General features: G+C 73.2%; 15 protein-coding genes, 1 tRNA gene and 1 pseudogene. 9 read left to right on the forward strand and 8 right to left on the reverse strand.

Going from position 1 to position 15,811, the window contains the following annotated elements; genetic code table 11:
• The first annotated feature begins 65 nt into the window (after positions 1–65).
• Positions 66–1,493 carry a tetratricopeptide repeat protein gene (locus tag Q5694_RS15840; RefSeq protein WP_333933598.1) on the forward strand — a complete coding sequence of 476 codons (1,428 nt, stop codon included), beginning with the start codon at positions 66–68 and terminating at the stop codon, positions 1,491–1,493.
• An 87-nt stretch (positions 1,494–1,580) separates the two neighbouring features.
• Here Q5694_RS15840 and hppD read toward each other — a convergent pair whose 3' ends face one another.
• Complete coding sequence (hppD, locus tag Q5694_RS15845) at positions 1,581–2,726, reverse strand: 4-hydroxyphenylpyruvate dioxygenase (protein WP_333933599.1); 1,146 nt, start codon at positions 2,724–2,726, stop codon at positions 1,581–1,583.
• A 123-nt stretch (positions 2,727–2,849) separates the two neighbouring features.
• Between hppD and Q5694_RS15850 the strand changes: the two genes are divergently transcribed.
• The 7 genes from Q5694_RS15850 to Q5694_RS15880 all read left to right on the forward strand — a co-directional run bounded on the left by Q5694_RS15850 (position 2,850) and on the right by Q5694_RS15880 (position 7,871).
• Positions 2,850–3,320, forward strand: a complete 471-nt coding sequence (locus Q5694_RS15850) for an Lrp/AsnC family transcriptional regulator (RefSeq protein WP_333933600.1) — start codon at positions 2,850–2,852, stop codon at positions 3,318–3,320.
• A 19-nt stretch (positions 3,321–3,339) separates the two neighbouring features.
• Positions 3,340–3,987 (forward strand): ABC transporter permease, encoded by a 648-nt coding sequence (locus Q5694_RS15855; protein ID WP_333933601.1) that lies wholly within the window; start codon positions 3,340–3,342, stop codon positions 3,985–3,987.
• Positions 3,980–5,230 carry a betaine/proline/choline family ABC transporter ATP-binding protein gene (locus Q5694_RS15860; RefSeq protein WP_333933602.1) on the forward strand — a complete coding sequence of 417 codons (1,251 nt, stop codon included), beginning with the start codon at positions 3,980–3,982 and terminating at the stop codon, positions 5,228–5,230. The genes Q5694_RS15855 and Q5694_RS15860 overlap by 8 nt, the downstream gene beginning before the upstream one ends.
• On the forward strand, positions 5,227–6,030 hold the full coding sequence (locus Q5694_RS15865) for an ABC transporter permease (RefSeq protein WP_333933603.1): 804 nt from the start codon (positions 5,227–5,229) through the stop codon (positions 6,028–6,030). Before Q5694_RS15860 ends, Q5694_RS15865 begins: the two co-directional genes overlap by 4 nt.
• Positions 6,027–7,031: a glycine betaine ABC transporter substrate-binding protein gene (locus Q5694_RS15870; RefSeq protein WP_443040882.1), complete on the forward strand. Its 1,005-nt coding sequence runs from the start codon at positions 6,027–6,029 to the stop codon at positions 7,029–7,031. The genes Q5694_RS15865 and Q5694_RS15870 overlap by 4 nt, the downstream gene beginning before the upstream one ends.
• Positions 7,032–7,095: 64 nt before the next feature.
• Positions 7,096–7,671 carry an ArsR/SmtB family transcription factor gene (locus Q5694_RS15875; protein WP_333933604.1) on the forward strand — a complete coding sequence of 192 codons (576 nt, stop codon included), beginning with the start codon at positions 7,096–7,098 and terminating at the stop codon, positions 7,669–7,671.
• Positions 7,672–7,685: 14 nt separating this feature from the next.
• Positions 7,686–7,871: a hypothetical protein gene (locus Q5694_RS15880; protein WP_333933697.1), complete on the forward strand. Its 186-nt coding sequence runs from the start codon at positions 7,686–7,688 to the stop codon at positions 7,869–7,871.
• 35 nt (positions 7,872–7,906) lie between these two features.
• Here the strand turns inward: Q5694_RS15880 and Q5694_RS15885 are convergent, their stop codons facing one another.
• The 6 genes and pseudogenes from Q5694_RS15885 to Q5694_RS15910 form a co-directional block, all read right to left on the reverse strand.
• Positions 7,907–8,698 (reverse strand): S16 family serine protease, encoded by a 792-nt coding sequence (locus tag Q5694_RS15885; protein WP_333933605.1) that lies wholly within the window; start codon positions 8,696–8,698, stop codon positions 7,907–7,909.
• Positions 8,699–8,903: 205 nt separating this feature from the next.
• The gene (locus Q5694_RS15890; protein WP_333933606.1) at positions 8,904–9,545 is read right to left on the reverse strand and encodes an IclR family transcriptional regulator; all 642 of its coding nucleotides are present in this window, start codon (positions 9,543–9,545) and stop codon (positions 8,904–8,906) included.
• Positions 9,546–9,847: 302 nt separating this feature from the next.
• Positions 9,848–11,647, reverse strand: a complete 1,800-nt coding sequence (locus Q5694_RS15895; protein ID WP_333933607.1) for a DEAD/DEAH box helicase — start codon at positions 11,645–11,647, stop codon at positions 9,848–9,850.
• A gap of 351 nt (positions 11,648–11,998) precedes the next feature.
• Positions 11,999–12,381, reverse strand: a pseudogene (locus Q5694_RS15900) (type II toxin-antitoxin system death-on-curing family toxin).
• Complete coding sequence (locus tag Q5694_RS15905; protein ID WP_333933608.1) at positions 12,378–12,578, reverse strand: hypothetical protein; 201 nt, start codon at positions 12,576–12,578, stop codon at positions 12,378–12,380. The pseudogene Q5694_RS15900 and the gene Q5694_RS15905 overlap by 4 nt, the downstream one beginning before the upstream one ends.
• A 53-nt stretch (positions 12,579–12,631) precedes the next feature.
• The gene (locus Q5694_RS15910; protein WP_333933609.1) at positions 12,632–14,125 is read right to left on the reverse strand and encodes an MFS transporter; all 1,494 of its coding nucleotides are present in this window, start codon (positions 14,123–14,125) and stop codon (positions 12,632–12,634) included.
• A 182-nt stretch (positions 14,126–14,307) separates the two neighbouring features.
• On the opposite strand from Q5694_RS15910, the gene Q5694_RS15915 reads away from it, so the two are divergent.
• A tRNA-Cys gene (locus Q5694_RS15915) sits at positions 14,308–14,379 on the forward strand.
• A 54-nt stretch (positions 14,380–14,433) separates the two neighbouring features.
• On the opposite strand, the gene Q5694_RS15920 is transcribed toward Q5694_RS15915, so the two are convergent.
• A complete protein-coding gene (locus Q5694_RS15920; RefSeq protein ID WP_443040883.1) occupies positions 14,434–15,618 on the reverse strand; it encodes an SUKH-4 family immunity protein in 1,185 nt (394 codons plus the stop codon).
• Positions 15,619–15,811 lie beyond the last annotated feature (193 nt).

Genomic DNA, 15,811 nt, shown 5'->3' on the forward strand with positions numbered 1-15,811 from the left:
AACCCCGTCGGCGGCACCCTTCACCTGCCCGGGCGCGCCCGCCGCGGTGACGCACAGTGAGCGCCATGGAGAACCAGGAGGAGGGCTTCCGGCCGCGGGAGAGCGGCCTCGGGCGCCGGGTCCGGGCGCGGCGGGTGCTGATCGGCTCCGCGGCGGGGTGCGCCGTGCTCGGCGGGGTGCTGTGGGCACTGCCGTGGGAGCGGCCCGCCGAGCGGGCCGGGCCGTCGCCCGGGGCGCGGGCGATGGCGGCGGTCGGTGCCGGGGTGCCGGCCGATCCGGCGGGCCTGGCGGAGCTGATCGAGGAGCGGGAGGAGCACGTGCGGGCGCGTCCGCGGGACGCGGCGGCCTGGGCGGTGCTCGGCACGGCGTACGTGGAGCGGGGGCGGCGCCTGGGCGACCCGGAGCTCTACCCGCGGGCCGAGCGGGCGTTGCGCAGGTCCCTGTCGGTGCGGCCGCAGCGCAACGTGATGGCGCTGACCGGGCTGGCCGCGCTGGCCAACGCCCGCCGCGACTTCCCCGCCGCACGGCGCTGGGCCGAGCGGGCGCGCACGCTCGAACCCCGGCGGTGGACCACGTACCCGCTGCTCATCGACGCCTGCACCGGGCTGGGCGAGCACGCGGCGGCGAAGCGGATGCTGGACCGGCTGACCGGGCTGCGCTCCGGGCCCGCGGTGCTGGCACGGGCCGCGTGGGTCTACCGGGACCGCGGCTGGCGCGAGGACGCGGCGGCCTCGCTGGCGGACGCGGCGGCGGGCGCGCGGGAGCCGGCCGAGCGGGCGGCCTACGTGGAGCGGGCCGGGCAGCTGGCCTGGGAGCGCGGGGACCCGAAGGTGGCGCTGCGGCACTTCCGGGAGGCGCTGCGCCTGGACGCGGATCTGCGGTCGGCGCAGGCCGGTCAGGGCCGGGCCCTGGCCGCGCTGGGCCGCACGACGCAGGCACTGAACGCCTACCGGGCGGCGCTGGCCCGGCAGCCGCTGCCGAGTCACGCGCTGGAGCTGGGCGAGTTGTACGAGTCGCTGGGGATGGACGAGGCGGCCCGGGAGCAGTACGGCCTGCTGCGCGAGCGGGTGCGGGCCGCCGCGGCGGCCGGGGCCGACGAGGAACTGGTCCTCGGGCGGTACGAGGCCGACCACGGCGACCCCGGGGCCGCGGTACGGCGGTTGCGGGCGGAGTTCGCGCGGCAGCCGGGCACCGAGGTCGCCGACGCGCTCGGCTGGGCGCTGCACCGGGCCGGACGGTCCGAGGAGGGCCTGCGGTACGCGGTGCGGGCGACGGACGCCGAGCGCGGGGGCGGGGTGCGCAGCGCGGTGTTCATGTACCACCGCGGGATGATCGAGCGGGAGCTGGAGCGGTACGGCGCCGCCCGCCGGCACCTGGCGGAGGCGCTCCGCGTCAACCCGTACTTCTCCCCGCTGCACGCCCCCCTGGCCCGAGCGGCGGCACAGGCCCTGGGCGACCCCCCGGACGTGCGGCCACCGGAGCTGGCCGGCTGAGGAGCCGGGCCGAGTCGGAACGGCATCGGGACCGTCGGGTCGTGCGGGTGCCCCGTGACACCCGCACGGCCCGTGAGCCGCCGGGGGCTAGAGGTTGCCGCGGCGGGCCTGCTCGCGCTCGATCGCCTCGAACAGGGCCTTGAAGTTGCCCTTGCCGAAGCCCATGGAGCCGTGGCGTTCGATGATCTCGAAGAAGACCGTCGGGCGGTCCTGGACCGGCTTGGTGAAGATCTGCAGCAGGTAGCCGTCCTCGTCGCGGTCGGCGAGGATCTTGAGCTCGCGCAGGGTGTCGATCGGCACGCGCGTCTCGCCGACCCACTCCCCCAGCGTGTCGTAGTAGGAGTCGGGCGTGTTGAGGAACTCCACGCCCGCGGCGCGCATCGTGCGGACCGTCTGCACGATGTCGTTGGTGTTGAGCGCGATGTGCTGCACACCGGCGCCGCCGTAGAACTCCAGGTACTCGTCGATCTGGGACTTCTTCTTGGCGATGGCCGGCTCGTTGATCGGGAACTTGACCTTCAGGGTCCCGTCCGCGACGACCTTGGACATCAGCGCGCTGTACTCGGTGGCGATGTCGTCCCCCACGAACTCCTTCATGTTCGTGAAGCCCATGACCTTGTTGTAGAACTCGACCCACTCGTTCATGCGGCCGAGCTCGACGTTGCCGACGCAGTGGTCGATCGCCTGGAAGGTGCGCTGCGCGGGCGGCTCGACGATCGGCTTGGCCGCGACGTAGCCGGGCAGGTAGGGGCCGTCGTAGCCGGAGCGCTCGACGAGGGTGTGGCGGGTCTCGCCGTAGGTGGCGATCGCGGCCAGCACGACCGTGCCGTTCTCGTCCTTCTGCTCGTACGGCTCGGCCACCGAGCGGGCGCCGTGTTCCAGGGCGTAGGCGTACGCGGCGCGGGCGTCCGGGACCTCGATGGCGAGGTCGATCACGCCGTCGCCGTGCTCGGCCACGTGCTCGGCCAGGAAGCGGCCCCAGTCGGTGGTGGGCTTGACGACCGAGGTGAGGACGAACCGGGCGGAGCCGTTCTCCAGGACGTAACTCGCGGTCTCGCGGCTGCCGTTCTCCGGTCCGGAGTAGGCGACGAGCTTCATGCCGAAGGCGGTGGAGTAGTAGTGCGCCGCCTGCTTGGCGTTGCCCACGGCGAAGACGACCGCGTCCATTCCCTTGACCGGGAAGGGGTCGGCCTGCCGGGCGGTGTCGGGAGTGTGGTGTGTGGTCTGCGTCATAGCCGCAGGGTCTCCCCAGTCGGCAAGGTGCGCAATAGTTTGCGTTTCGGCTGGGCAATCTGTTCAGCGATACGGGCGTACCGACGGTCTTTCTGTACAGGATGACCATGCCGGGAGGCTGCTGTGGCGATCGATCATCTGGACGGCCGCATCCTGCTGCTGCTGGCGCGCGAGCCGCGGATCGGGGTGCTGGAGATGTCCCGGCGGCTGGGTGTGGCCCGGGGCACCGCGCAGGCGCGGCTGGACCGGCTTCAGTCGAACGGAGTCATCCGCGGATTCGGCCCGGAGGTGGATCCGGCGGCGCTCGGCTACCCGGTCACGGCCTTCGCCACGCTGCAGATCCGCCAGGGGCAAGGCGCCGACGTGCGCGCCCACTTGGCCGGTGTGCCGGAGGTGCTGGAGCTGCACACCACGACCGGCAGCGGGGACATGCTGTGCCGGCTCGTGGCCCGCTCCAACGCCGATCTCCAGCGTGTGATCGACCGGGTCGTCGGTTTTGATGGCATCGTCCGGGCCTCCACGGCGATCGTCATGGAGAACCCCGTTCCGCTGCGGATCATCCCGCTCGTGGAGCAGGCCGCGGAGGAGACCTGACGTGTAGGGGTGAGCGCGTGTGAACTTCTGGGAGTACCTGGTCAACCGGCACCAGCAGCTGCTCACGGACGCCTACCAGCACGCGAGCGCCGTCTTCCAGTGCATGGTCGTCGCGACCGTGCTCGGGGTGCTGATCGCCGTCGCCACCTACCGCAGCGAGTGGGCCGGGAACCTCGCGACGACCACCACCGCCACCATCCTGACCGTGCCGGCGCTCGCCCTGATCGGTCTGCTCATCCCCGTCGTGGGGCTGGGCGTGCCGCCGACGGTGGTGGCGCTGACGCTGTACGGGCTGCTGCCCGTGGTCCGCAACGCGATCGTGGGACTGCGCGGGGTCGACCCGTCCCTGGTGGACGCGGCCACGGGCATCGGCATGTCCCGTCCGGCCCGGCTGCTGCGGATCGAGCTGCCGCTGGCCTGGCCGCCGATCCTGACCGGCATCCGGGTCTCCACGCAGATGCTGATGGGCATCGCCGCCATCGCCGCGTACGCCTCGGGGCCGGGCCTGGGCAACGTCATCTTCCGCGGGCTGGCCTCGCTGGGCAGCGCCAACGCGCTCAACCAGGTCCTCGCCGGCACGCTCGGCATCATCGTTCTCGCCCTGCTGTTCGACGCGGCGTACGTGCTGGTCGGGCGGCTGACCATTCCGAGGGGGATCCGTGTCTGAGACCGGCGACCACGGTGCCTCGATCGAGCTGGAGGGGCTGACCAAGCGCTTCCCGGGCAGCTCGCAGCCCGCCGTGGACAACGTGAGCATGGAGATCAAGGCGGGCGAGGTCGTGGTGTTCGTCGGCCCCTCCGGCTGCGGCAAGTCGACCACGCTCAAGATGATCAACCGGCTGATCGAGCCGACCGGCGGCCGGATCCGCATGGGCGGCGAGGACGTCACCGACATGGACCCGGTGAAGCTGCGCCGCAAGGTCGGGTACGCGATCCAGTCCGCCGGGCTCTTCCCGCACATGACGGTCGCACAGAACATCGGCCTGGTCCCGCGGATGATCGGCTGGCCGAAGTCCCGGATCAGGGAGCGGACCGAGGAGCTGCTCGACCTGGTCGGCCTGGACCCGGGCGAGTTCCGCGGCCGTTACCCGCGCCAGCTGTCCGGCGGGCAGCAGCAGCGCGTGGGCGTGGCCCGGGCGCTGGCGGCCGATCCCCCGGTGCTGCTCATGGACGAGCCGTTCGGGGCGGTCGACCCGATCACCCGCGACCACCTCCAGGACGAGCTGATCCGGCTCCAGCACGAGCTGCACAAGACGATCGTCTTCGTCACCCACGACTTCGACGAGGCCATCAAGATCGGCGACCGTATCGCCGTGCTGCGCGAGCGCTCGCACATCGCCCAGTTCGACACCCCCGAGGCGATCCTGACCAACCCGGCCGACGACTTCGTCTCCGGCTTCGTGGGCGCCGGGGCGGCGCTGAAGCGGCTGAACCTCACCCGTGTGCGGGACGTGGAGATCACCGACTACCCGACGGTCACGCTGGACGATCCGCTGCAGCAGATCTTCAACCGGCTGCGCGGCAGCGGCACCAACGAGATCCTGCTGCTGGACCGGCGGGGCCGGCCCTACAAATGGCTGCGGCGCGGCGACCTGATGCGGGCCAAGGGCTCCCTGGCCCGGGCCGGGACCCTGGTGCACGACACGGTCACCCGGGACGCGACCCTGCGGGACGCGCTGGAGGCGGTGCTCACGGACAACGCCGGGCGGGTGGCGGTCACCGGCCGGCGCGGGGAGTACACGGGCGTCGTCGACATGGAGACGCTGATGAACTCCGTGCACGAGATGCTGGAGGCCGACCGCCTGGAGGCGATGGAGCACCAGCACGAACTGCAGTCGTCGCGGGCCGCCCAGACCCACGCCGAGCAGGAGGGCGCCGGCGGCGCGGGCGGCCCGGGAGCGGCGCGGTGACGGCGACGGAGGCGCAGGCCGAGGAGACCACCGGGGCGGCCGGCGAGGCGCCGCCGCCTCCGCGCCCCTCCCCGGTCACCTGGCAGAAGCTGACGTTCCTGCCCGTGGCCCTGATCGCCGTGCTGCTGGCCACCTGGCTGTGGTTCCAGCAGGCCGACCTGGACGCGCTCACCCGCAACGCGCTGTCCGGCGGCCAGGTCACCAAGGCGCTGTGGCAGCACATCCAGCTCACCGCGATCTCCACGTTCTTCGTGCTGATCATCGCCATCCCGCTGGGCATCGTGCTCACCCGCGGCCCGGTGAGAAGGGCCACGCCGGTGGCAATGGCGTTCGCCAACATGGGCCAGGCCACCCCGGCGATCGGCCTGCTGGCCCTGCTGGTCATCTGGCTGGGCATCGGCCGCCGGGCCGCCCTGACCGGCATGATCATCTACGCCATCCTGCCCGTGCTGTCGAACACCATCGCCGGTCTGAAGGCGAACGACCCGACCCTGCTGGAAGCGGCCCGCGGCATCGGCATGTCCCCGGCGGGCGTGCTGACCCGGGTCGAACTGCCCCTGGCCGTTCCGCTGATCCTGGCGGGTGTGCGGACGGCCCTCGTCCTCAACGTCGGCACGGCGACCCTGGCGGTATTCGGCGGGGGCGGCGGCCTGGGCGTGCTGATCACCACCGGCATCACCAACCAGCGGATGCCGGTGCTGGTCCTGGGCTCGGTCCTCACGGTGGTGCTGGCGCTGCTGGTGGACTGGCTGGCCTCCCTGGCGGAACTGCTGCTGCGGCCGAAGGGGTTGCAGCCGTGACCCGGCGCGGACGCCCGCCGGCTGTGGGCCCGGTGACGGCGGTGGCTCGGTGCCTGCTGGTGGCGGGCCTGCTGACGGCGGCGGCCGGATGCGGTCTGACCAGCGGCTCGCCGCTGACCGACGACGTGGAGCCGGGCTCGATCGGCAAGGGCGAGCCGCTGAAGGGCGCGCAGCTGACGGTGACGTCGAAGTCGTTCACCGAGCAGCTGATCCTCGGCTCGATCATGGGCATCGCGTTCGAGGCGGCGGGCGCGGACGTCATCGACCGCACCGGCATCCAGGGCTCCATCGGCAGCCGCGAGGCGGTCCGCAAGGGCGACGCGGACGCCGGTTACGAGTACACGGGCACCGCCTGGATCACCTACCTCGGCCACAACCGGCCGATCACCGACCCGGGTGAGCAGTGGGAGGCGGTGAAGAAGGAGGACGCCGGGAACGGCCTGGTCTGGCTGCCCCCGTCGAAGCTCGACAACACCTACGCGCTCGCCATGAACCGGAGGAACGCCGAGAAGTACGGCACGAAGACGATGTCCGAGGTGGCGAGGCTGGCGAAGACCGACCCGGGCGCGGTGAAGCTGTGCGTGGAGGTGGAGTTCGCCAACCGGGCCGACGGCCTGCCCGGCATGCAGAAGCGGTACGGGATGGCCGTACCGGCGCGCGACATCACACAGATGGACACCGGGATCATCTACACCCAGACGGCCAAGGGGAGTTGCACCTATGGCGAGGTGTTCACCACGGACGGGCGCATCAAGTCGATGGACCTGGTGGTGATGGACGACGACAGGAAGTTCTTCCCCAACTACAACGCCGCGCCGATGGTCAACGCCAAGACCCTCGCGCAGTGGCCGGCGATCGCCGAGGTGCTGAACCCGGTGACGGCGAGGCTGAACAACGCGGTGGCGCAGGAGCTGAACGCGAAGGTCGACGTCGACGGCGAGGATCCCCACCAGGTGGCCCTGGACTGGCTGGTGCAGGAGGGGTTCGTCAAGGAGGGCTGACGTCCGGCCAGGACTTACAAAGAAGCCGTTGCAAAGCAGTCTTTGCAACGCTACCTTTGCGTGTATGCCCGACGAACACTCCGCCCGCCTTCTCGACGCCCGGTCCCTGCGCGGCCTGGCTCATCCCCTGCGGATGCAGCTGCTGGTCGCGCTACGGCGCGGTGGACCCGCGACCGCCTCCCAACTCGCCGAGAAGCTGGGCGAGTCGAGCGGTGCCACCAGCTACCACCTGCGCCAGCTCGCCGCGCACGGCTTCGTCGCGGACGACCCGGGGCGCGGCAAGGGGCGGGAGCGCTGGTGGAAGGCCGTGGACCAGGGCGTCCAGCTCGACGCGACCCTGATCAGCGACCCCGACCCGGCCGTGCGCGGAGCCGTCGCGCTGTTCCGCTACGAGCTCGCGAACGTGCACACCCGGGAGGTCGCGACCTGGCTCGGCACCGCGCACGACTGGGCCGAGGAGTGGGACGGCGCCACCGACCTGAGCGACTTCACCCTGCGGCTCACCCCGGAACTGGCCCGCGAGCTGGTCGGGAAGATGCACGACCTGGTGCGGAGCTACCGCACGGTGCCGCAGAACGCGCCGGGCGCGGAGACCGTGCGCGTCCACACGCACCTCTTTCCCAGTCAGACGACGCCATGAGAGGCGACCATCCGATGCACCCGGACATCCACCTCGCCCTGCACCACGCCCGCGCCGCCGAACTCCGCGCCGAAGCCGGCACCCCCCGCACCACCGCCGGCGGTGACGACCTCCGCACGCGGGTCGGCTGGGCCCTGGTGGAGGTCGGGCTGAAGCTGGCGACCCGCCCCCGGGCGGTTCCCGCCCACCAGGTGTATTGACCCGCAGGGTTGTTCACGCGGCTGAGCGGTGGCACCTAGCAGCTGGGCACGGACCCCTTGCCGGTCTCCAGGGCCACCAGGGAAGCCACCGTGCCCTTCAGGGTGGTCACGGGAATCAGCCGCAGCCCCTCGGGAAGCTCGGCCCGCGCGTCCCGGCACTCCGCCTTCGGCACCAGGAACACCGTCGCCCCGTCCCGCTTCGCGGCCTGCGTCTTGAGGGCGACGCCCCCCACCGCCCCGACCTTGCCGGCCGCGTCGATCGTGCCCGTGCCGGCGATGATCCGGCCGCCGGTGAGGTCCCCGCCCGTGCCGTCGCCGTCGAGCTTGTCGACGATGCCGAGGGAGAACAGCAGCCCCGCGCTCGGCCCGCCCACGTCCGCGAGTTCCAGGTCGACCCGCACGTCCTCGCCGTCGAGGCCCAGGTAGTCCAGCGCGGCCTCGGTCGCCGCGTCCTGGGACTGCTTCATCTGCTCCTCGTTGTGCCGCTCGATCTCCCGCACGTCGCCGCCGCTCGGATAGACCGAGTCGCGCGGCATGACCGCCTGGTCGGTGCGGAACCAGCCGTCGACGACGTCGGGAAGCGAGACGCGGGTGTCCGGGGAAGTGGCCTCGATGGTGGTCATCCGCAGCTGTCCCCGGGTCTCCCGGACGGGCGCTCCCGAAATGGTGATGACCTCGGAGCCCTTGTTCTCGCCGAGCACGTTCGCCGTCATCCCCGGCTGCGCCACCGAGAAGGGCAGCGGCGCGAACACCGCCGTGGCGAGCAGGCCGACGACGGGCAGGGCGCAGACGGCGAGGGCCCGGGGGCGCGTGAGGCGAGAGAGCACGGGGCCAATCTAACGCGCGGGGCCCGAACCGCCCGGGGCCGGGGCGCCCGGGGCCGGGGCGCCCGGGGCCGGGCAGGGCCTTCCCGCCTCTGTGCGGAGGTCTCGGGGTGGGCGGCACCCCGTCGTCCCGTGTGGGGGGGCGGCACCCGTCCCGCGTGCGTCGGCCGGTGTGTCCCATGACCGGCATGAGGGGGTCCGGCGGGTGTCAGCGCAAGGCTTCGGCGACCTCCCGGGCCGCGTCCATCACCCTCGGGCCGACCCGTTCCGGCACCACGTCCGCCAGCATCACCACGCCCACGCTGCCCTCGACCCCCGTCACGCCCAGCAGCGGTGCCGCCGCACCGCAGGCACCGGCCTCCAGCTCCCCGTGGGTCAGCGTGTACCCCGGGCCGGCCGGCGGGTGGCGACGGGCCGAGAGGATCGCCTTGCCCGCGGCGCCCCGGTCCAGGGGGTGGCGGAACCCGGCCCGGTAGGCGACGTGGTAGTCCGTCCAGGTCGGCTCGACCACGGCCACGGCGAGCGCGTCCGCCCCGTCGACCAGCGTCAGGTGCGCCGTCGCGCCGATGTCCTCGGCCAGCGACCGCAGCGCCGGCATCGCGGCCTCCCGCACCAGGGGGTGGACCTGCCGTCCCAGACGCAGCACGCCGAGTCCCACCCGGGCCCGTCCGCCCAGGTCACGGCGTATCAGCGCGTGCTGTTCCAGGGTCGCGAGCAACCGGTACACAACGGTCCGGTTCACGCCCAGCCGCAGGGACAGCTCGGTCACGGTCAGTCCGTGGTCCGTGTCGGCGAGCAGCTTGAGGACGCGCAGTCCCCGGTCGAGCGTCTGAGAGGTCTCCGCGGTCACGACGCCCACTCCTTAGTGGTGAGGTCGGCGGCTCTCCGGTCGGCGGATGCGTCACCGGGTCCCGTCGGCGACGCGCTTCAGAGGCCGCCGATCGGCCGGCGGCCCGGCCTGTCCGGGCCGCGTCGCTTCACGGCTGCGCTCCGCGGCGGCGCTGCCACGGGGCGTGTGCGTAGCGGGACAGTAGCGAAGCCGGTTCGCTCAGCGGAAGGCTCCGTCCAGAATCCGGTCATCCCCCGGGGCGTACTGCTTGCGTTTGCGGCGGTATGCGCGCCCCCCAGGTTGTGTGGGGTCCGTCCGGCCCGTCACTTCATGCGCGTGGCCCACTCCTGCACCTTGGCGATGCGCTGCCGTAGCTGCCCCGCCGTCGCCTCCGCCGCCGGCGGCCCCCCGCACACCCGCCGCAGCTCGGTGTGGATCACGCCGTGCGGCTTGCCGCTCTGGTGGACGTACGCGCCGACCATGGTGTTGAGCTGCCGCCGCAGCTCCATCATCTCCTTGTGGGAGACCACCGGCCGCCGTTCGGCGGGCAGTTCGAGCAGGTCGGCCTCCTCGTCCGGCTTCTTGCGGCTGTGCGCGATCTGCCGGGCCTGCCGCTTCTGCAGCAGCAGCTGGACCTGGTCGGGTTCGAGCAGTCCCGGGATGCCGAGATAGTCCTGCTCCTCCTCGCTGCCGGGATGGGCCTGCATGCCGAACTCGGCGCCGTTGTACATGACCCGGTCGAAGACGGCGTCGGACTCCAGTGCCTCGAAGGGCAGCATGTCCTGCTCACCGGTGTCCTCGTCCTGCTCCCGGTTGGCCTCGTCCATCTCCTTCTCGGACTCGGCGTACGGGTCCTCCTCGCCCGCCTTCTTCGGCTTGTCGAGGACGTGGTCGCGCTCGCGCTCCATCTCGTTGGCGAAGGAGAGCAGGTCGGGCACGGTCGGCAGGAACACCGAGGCCGTCTCGCCGCGCCGCCGGGACCGCACGAAGCGCCCCACGGCCTGCGCGAAGAACAGCGGCGTGGAGATGGTGGTGGCGTAGACGCCCACCGCGAGCCGGGGCACGTCGACGCCCTCGGACACCATCCGCACCGCGACCATCCACCGGTCGGTGTTGTTGCTGAACTCGTCGATCCGCTCGGAGGCGCCGGAGTCGTCGGACAGCACGAGGGTCGCCCTGCTGCCGGTGATGTCCCGGATCAGCTTGGCGTACGCGCGGGCCGAGTCCTGGTCGGAGGCGATGACGAGCGCGCCCGCGTCCGGGATGGCCTTCCTGACCTCGGTCAGCCGCTGGTCGGCGGCGCGCAGCACGGCCGGCATCCACTCGCCGCGCGGGTCGAGCGCGGTCCGCCAGGCCTGGCTGACGGCGTCCTTCGTCATGGGCTCGCCGAGCCGGGCGGCGACCTCGTCACCGGCCTTGGTGCGCCAGCGCATGTTGCCGCTGTAGGAGAGGAAGATGACCGGCCGGACGACGTTGTCGGCGAGAGCGTTGCCGTAGCCGTAGGTGTAGTCGGCGGCGGAGCGCCGGATGCCGTCGTTGCCCTCCTCGTACGTGACGAAGGGGATGGGGTTGGTGTCCGACCGGAAGGGCGTACCGGTCAGGGCCAGCCGCCGCGTGGCGGGCTCGAACGCCTCCAGACAGGCCTCGCCCCAGGACTTGCTGTCACCGGCGTGGTGGATCTCGTCGAGGATGACGAGGGTCTTGCGCTGCTCCACGCGGTTGCGGTGCAGCATGGGCCGCACGCCGACACCGGCGTAGGTGACGGCGACGCCGTGGTACTCCCGGCCGAGCGGACCGGCGCTGTACTCGGGGTCGAGCTTGATGCCTATGCGGGCCGCGGCCTCGGCCCACTGCTTCTTCAGGTGCTCGGTCGGGGCCACCACGGTGACCTGCTGCACGACGTGGTGGTGCAGCAGCCAGGACGCCAGCGTCAGCGCGAAGGTCGTCTTGCCGGCGCCGGGGGTGGCGACCGCCAGGAAGTCCCGCGGCTGCTCCTGGATGTACTTCTCCATCGCGCCCTGCTGCCAGGCGCGCAGCTTCCCGGCGGTACCCCAGGGGGCGCGGCCGGGGAACGCCGGGGACAGGTGGTGCGAGGCAGTGCTGGTGCCGGCGGTGGTAGTCACGGTCTCCGTTGGGGGTCGGGCGGCTCGTGCGAGGAGCCTGACGGCTCGGCTACGTATGACAACCGGGCCACCCTACCGGCGCCCCGAGCCGCGCCACGCCCGGACCGGGCCGCGCCGCGGACGGGTGGGACCCACGTCACAACGCCCGGGCGCCGCGCTCCCTGCCGGGGGCCCCGGCCCGGGCCACCGGCCCGCGGTTCTCTCGTCAGGGCCGACGCGCAGCCCGCATCACGGCCGGCACAGCTCGCACCAGGGGCGACCCGGACCGCACCAGGGCCGGCGCAGTCCGCGTCGCGGCCTGCGCGGTCCCGCGCGACCGATCGGGTCGGCCCGGCGGCTCCGCAGCCGGCGTCACAGCTCCCGCAGCCGCTGCGCGATCCGTGCGACGTCCGTCTCCGCCCCCGACGCCACGTCGACGACCAGTGTGTACGTCACGTCCTGGTCCACCCCGGCCGGGTCGACGCCGTTGAGGGCGAGGAAGACGGCGGTGGCCAGCCAGGCCGTGCGCTTGTTCCCGTCGACGAGCGGGTGGTTGGTGGCGAGCGCATGGAGGAGGGCGGCGGCCTGCTCGTACAGATCCCGGTAGGCGGGCGTGCCGAACATCCGGGCGCGGGGCCGGTGCACGGCGGAGGCCGGCAGCCCGGGGGCCCGGGCCTCGGGCGGACGCCCGCCGAAGGCGATCGCGGCGATGCCGTGACCTCGGCGACGGTCGGGAAACGGGTCTGCCGTGTCATTCGCCGAGCCTTCGCAGCAGGTCGGCGTGCTCGCGTGCCGGCTCCCCGGCGACGCCGCGCACCCGCGTCCCCTCCTGCCGCAGATGGGCGCGCACGGCGTCGAGCGCGACCTCTTCGGGCGTGCGGCCCTGCGCGTCGGCGAGGTCGTCGAGGTCCCGGCGGACGCCGGGGTCGAGGGGCAGGCGGAGTTCGGGCATGCCCCTACGGCCCTGATCAGGGCCGTGACCACGGCTTTTCCACCGGTGGCCGCTCAGCCGGACTTCGGGCCCGCCTCACGCAGCCGCGTCGAGACCCACGCACCGACCAGGGCGACCACGGCCATCGGGAGGAACACCGCGGCGAAGGCGGCCGGGTGGGAGCCGGCGGCCCGGCCGGCCGTGTGGGACGCGGTGCCTCCGCCCAGGGCGGCGAAGGCGGCGCCGCCTGCGGAGAGCAGGACGACGTTGGACAGGCCGTCGGAGATCTGCAGGGCGGCGGAGTTGCTGCCGGCCTCCTCCGGGGCGGAGAGCTTCAGCAGGAGCACGCTCGTGGACGAGATGACCAGGCCCATGCCGAAGCAGCCGAAGGCCCAGGCCACGGCCACGGTCCACACGGGCACGGAGTCGACGAGCACGCTCGGCGCGGTGGCGACGGCCGCCGCCACGAGCAGCATCCCGACCGTGACCAGGCGCTCCCGGTACGGCTCCACCCGCGGCCGCGACTGCACCCACGACCCCAGCGCCCACGTCCCGCCGCCCGCGGCCAGCGAGAAGCCGGCCAGCGTCGGGCTGAGTCCGCGCTGGGTGACCAGCATCAACGGCACGAACGACTCGGCGGCGATGAACGACCCAGCCGCGACACCGCGCAGCAGCACGACGGAGGGCAGCCCGCGGGCGGCCCGGTAGGTGCCGCGCGGCAGCAACCCGAGCACGGCGGGCACGAGCAGCGCCACACCGGCGGCCGCGGGCAGCAGCGACAGGGGCCGCAGGTCCTGCGCGGCGTACTGGAGCAGGCCGGCCCCGAGGGAGATGGCGAGGGCGAGGCGGATGCGGCGCCGGTCGAAGGAGGCGGAGGACGACCCCGTGGGGCCGGACGGATCCGCCGGGACCGAGTCCTCCACGGGGCCGGACGCACGCCGCCGTATCTGCGGCAGGGCGAGCGCGAGCGGAAGGACGACGAGCACGGGTGTCCCGACGAACACCCACCGCCAGCCCAGTCGCTCGGTCACCGTGCCGGCGGCGAGGGGGCCGACGATCGAGGGCAGCACCCAGCTCGCGGCGAACGCGGCCATGATGGCGGGCCGCAGCCGCTCCGGGTAGGCCCGTCCGACGACGACGTACAGGGCCACGATCACCAGTCCGCCGCCGAGTCCCTGCACGGCGCGGCCCAGGATGAACACCCACATCGCCCCGGCGGTGCCCGACAGCAGCAGGCCGGCCCCGAACGCGGCGATACCGGTGGTGAGCGGCCCGAGGGGACCGCGCCGGTCGGACCACTGGCCCGAGAGCACCATCCCGAACAGGCTGGTCGTGAAGTACCCGGAGAAGGCGAACGCGTACAGCGGCACCCCGTCCAGCTCCCGCGCGGCGACGGGCATCGCCGTGCCGACGGCCGTGGCCTCGAAGGCGATGAGCAGGACGACGGAGACGATGCCGAAGCTCAGGGCGCGGTGGGTCCGCCCCAGCACGGTCTCCTCCGCCCCGGGGACGGGGAGCAGGTCATCGGCACCTACGACGTCCGCGTCACGCGGCTTCGGGACACTCATGCCCGCCAGCGTAAGGCCCGTGCCCCCGTTTGACCCCTGTCGCGAGACGCCCCCGCCCCGGGACCTTGGTCGTACGTCCCGGCCGTTCGTGAACGCCGTGTGGCAGTCCCGTTGCACCCCGCCGGCTTCCCTTGAACCCCCGGTCCCCCGCGCCCTACGTTCACTGCACCGAGTGCGAACACGGCCGTGTGCCCGAGTGGTTCAGGGGCTCGCCTGCAAAGCGAGTTACGTGGGTTCGAATCCCGCCACGGCCTCTTTCGTCGCCGGACGCCGGCCCGGTCAGCCGGCGTCCGGGGGCTGCCGGGGCCTCAGCGGGCGGCTGTCACGGCTGCCTCACCGCGCCCGGCCCGCCCCGACGCCCGGGTCCGGCGGTGCCCGTCCGTGCGGCCCTCCGTGACACCTGCCGGGTCGACCGCGGCGAGGACCTGGAGCATCGTCATGGCCACCTGGTCGTGGGCGTCGGGCGTCAGCGCGTGGGCCGCGCGGGCCTCCGGTGTCCGCTCCCGGCGCAGCAGCCACAGGGTGAAGGCGAGCGTGGAGACGTCCGTGGTCAGCGGGCGCAGTGCCGACTCGGTCTCGTCCCAGTCGAGGACCGCGCCCGTCTCGCCGTCGACGAGCAGGCTGTGGTCCTCCACCAGCCGGCCGAGCCGTAGCAGGCGGCCGGCCCCGGTGGGCGGGCAGGCCGGGGCCTCGCAGTCGGCGTGGTATTCGGCCGGTGTCGCCAGCGGGATGTCGGTGTCGAGCGAGAAGACGTGTGCATCCTCCGGCAGGCCGACCTCGCGCAGGAAGCGGCGGGTCGGCTCGTGGGTGAGGGCCGCGGGGAAGTCGACGTCCTCGAAGCGGACCGTCCCGCGCGGGCCGAACTCCTGGTCCAGCAGGCGGTGCGGGAGGTCCAGGGACAGGCCGGAGCCGCCGTCCCGGCCCGCGATCAGCGACAGGGGGCGGAGCAGCGGCGCCATCACCGCGAAGGGACCCGGTTCGCCGTCTTCCCCGTCGCGGAGGACGGAGAGCAGGTGCCGGGACGCCTCGGCCACCGCCTCCGGGGCGCAGCGGCCGGCGTAGGAGGCGAACTGGCGCCGCAGGCCCGCCAGCTCGTCCGTGATCTCCGCACAGCGGACCAGCGTCCGCAGGGACGGGGCCAGGGGCCGGCGGTCCATCAGGACCGGAGCGTCCTGGCGGAAGTGCGTGGCGGGGACACCGCCCGTCGCCCCGGCCGGAAGCACGGATTCCGTCCCCGTGCCCCCGGTGGCGAGCAGTCCCGCTGTCTCCGGCTGCTCGCGCAGCCCCGGCGGCAGGAGGTCGCCGGGGACGCCCGCCGGGTCGGCGACCGTGCGCAGGCCGTCGCGGCCCGGCTCCCCGACGCGCGGCACGCGGTCGGCGAACGGCAGTCCGTAACCGGTGAGCCAGTGCCCCGTGGGCACGTACGCCACCCACGGGTCCAGCTCGGGCCCGGTGAGAGTGATCGTCACGGAGCCGGCGTCCGTCGTCCTCATGAAGTCCCCCGCATGCGCTCGCCCACCGTCCCCCGAAGGGGGCACGGCGAACCGCCCGGCCAGGCCCGGCAGCCGTCCCCCACTGACCGGAACACTACGCGTCACCACTGACAACGCCCCGGAACAGCGACGCGCCCGCGAGCCGGACGTCCGGCCCGCGCACCCCGTCACCTCTCCAGACGCCCGGAACACC

The organism is Streptomyces sp. AHA2 (assembly GCF_036857595.1).
In the GTDB taxonomy this organism is placed as follows: Bacteria; Actinomycetota; Actinomycetes; order Streptomycetales; family Streptomycetaceae; genus Streptomyces.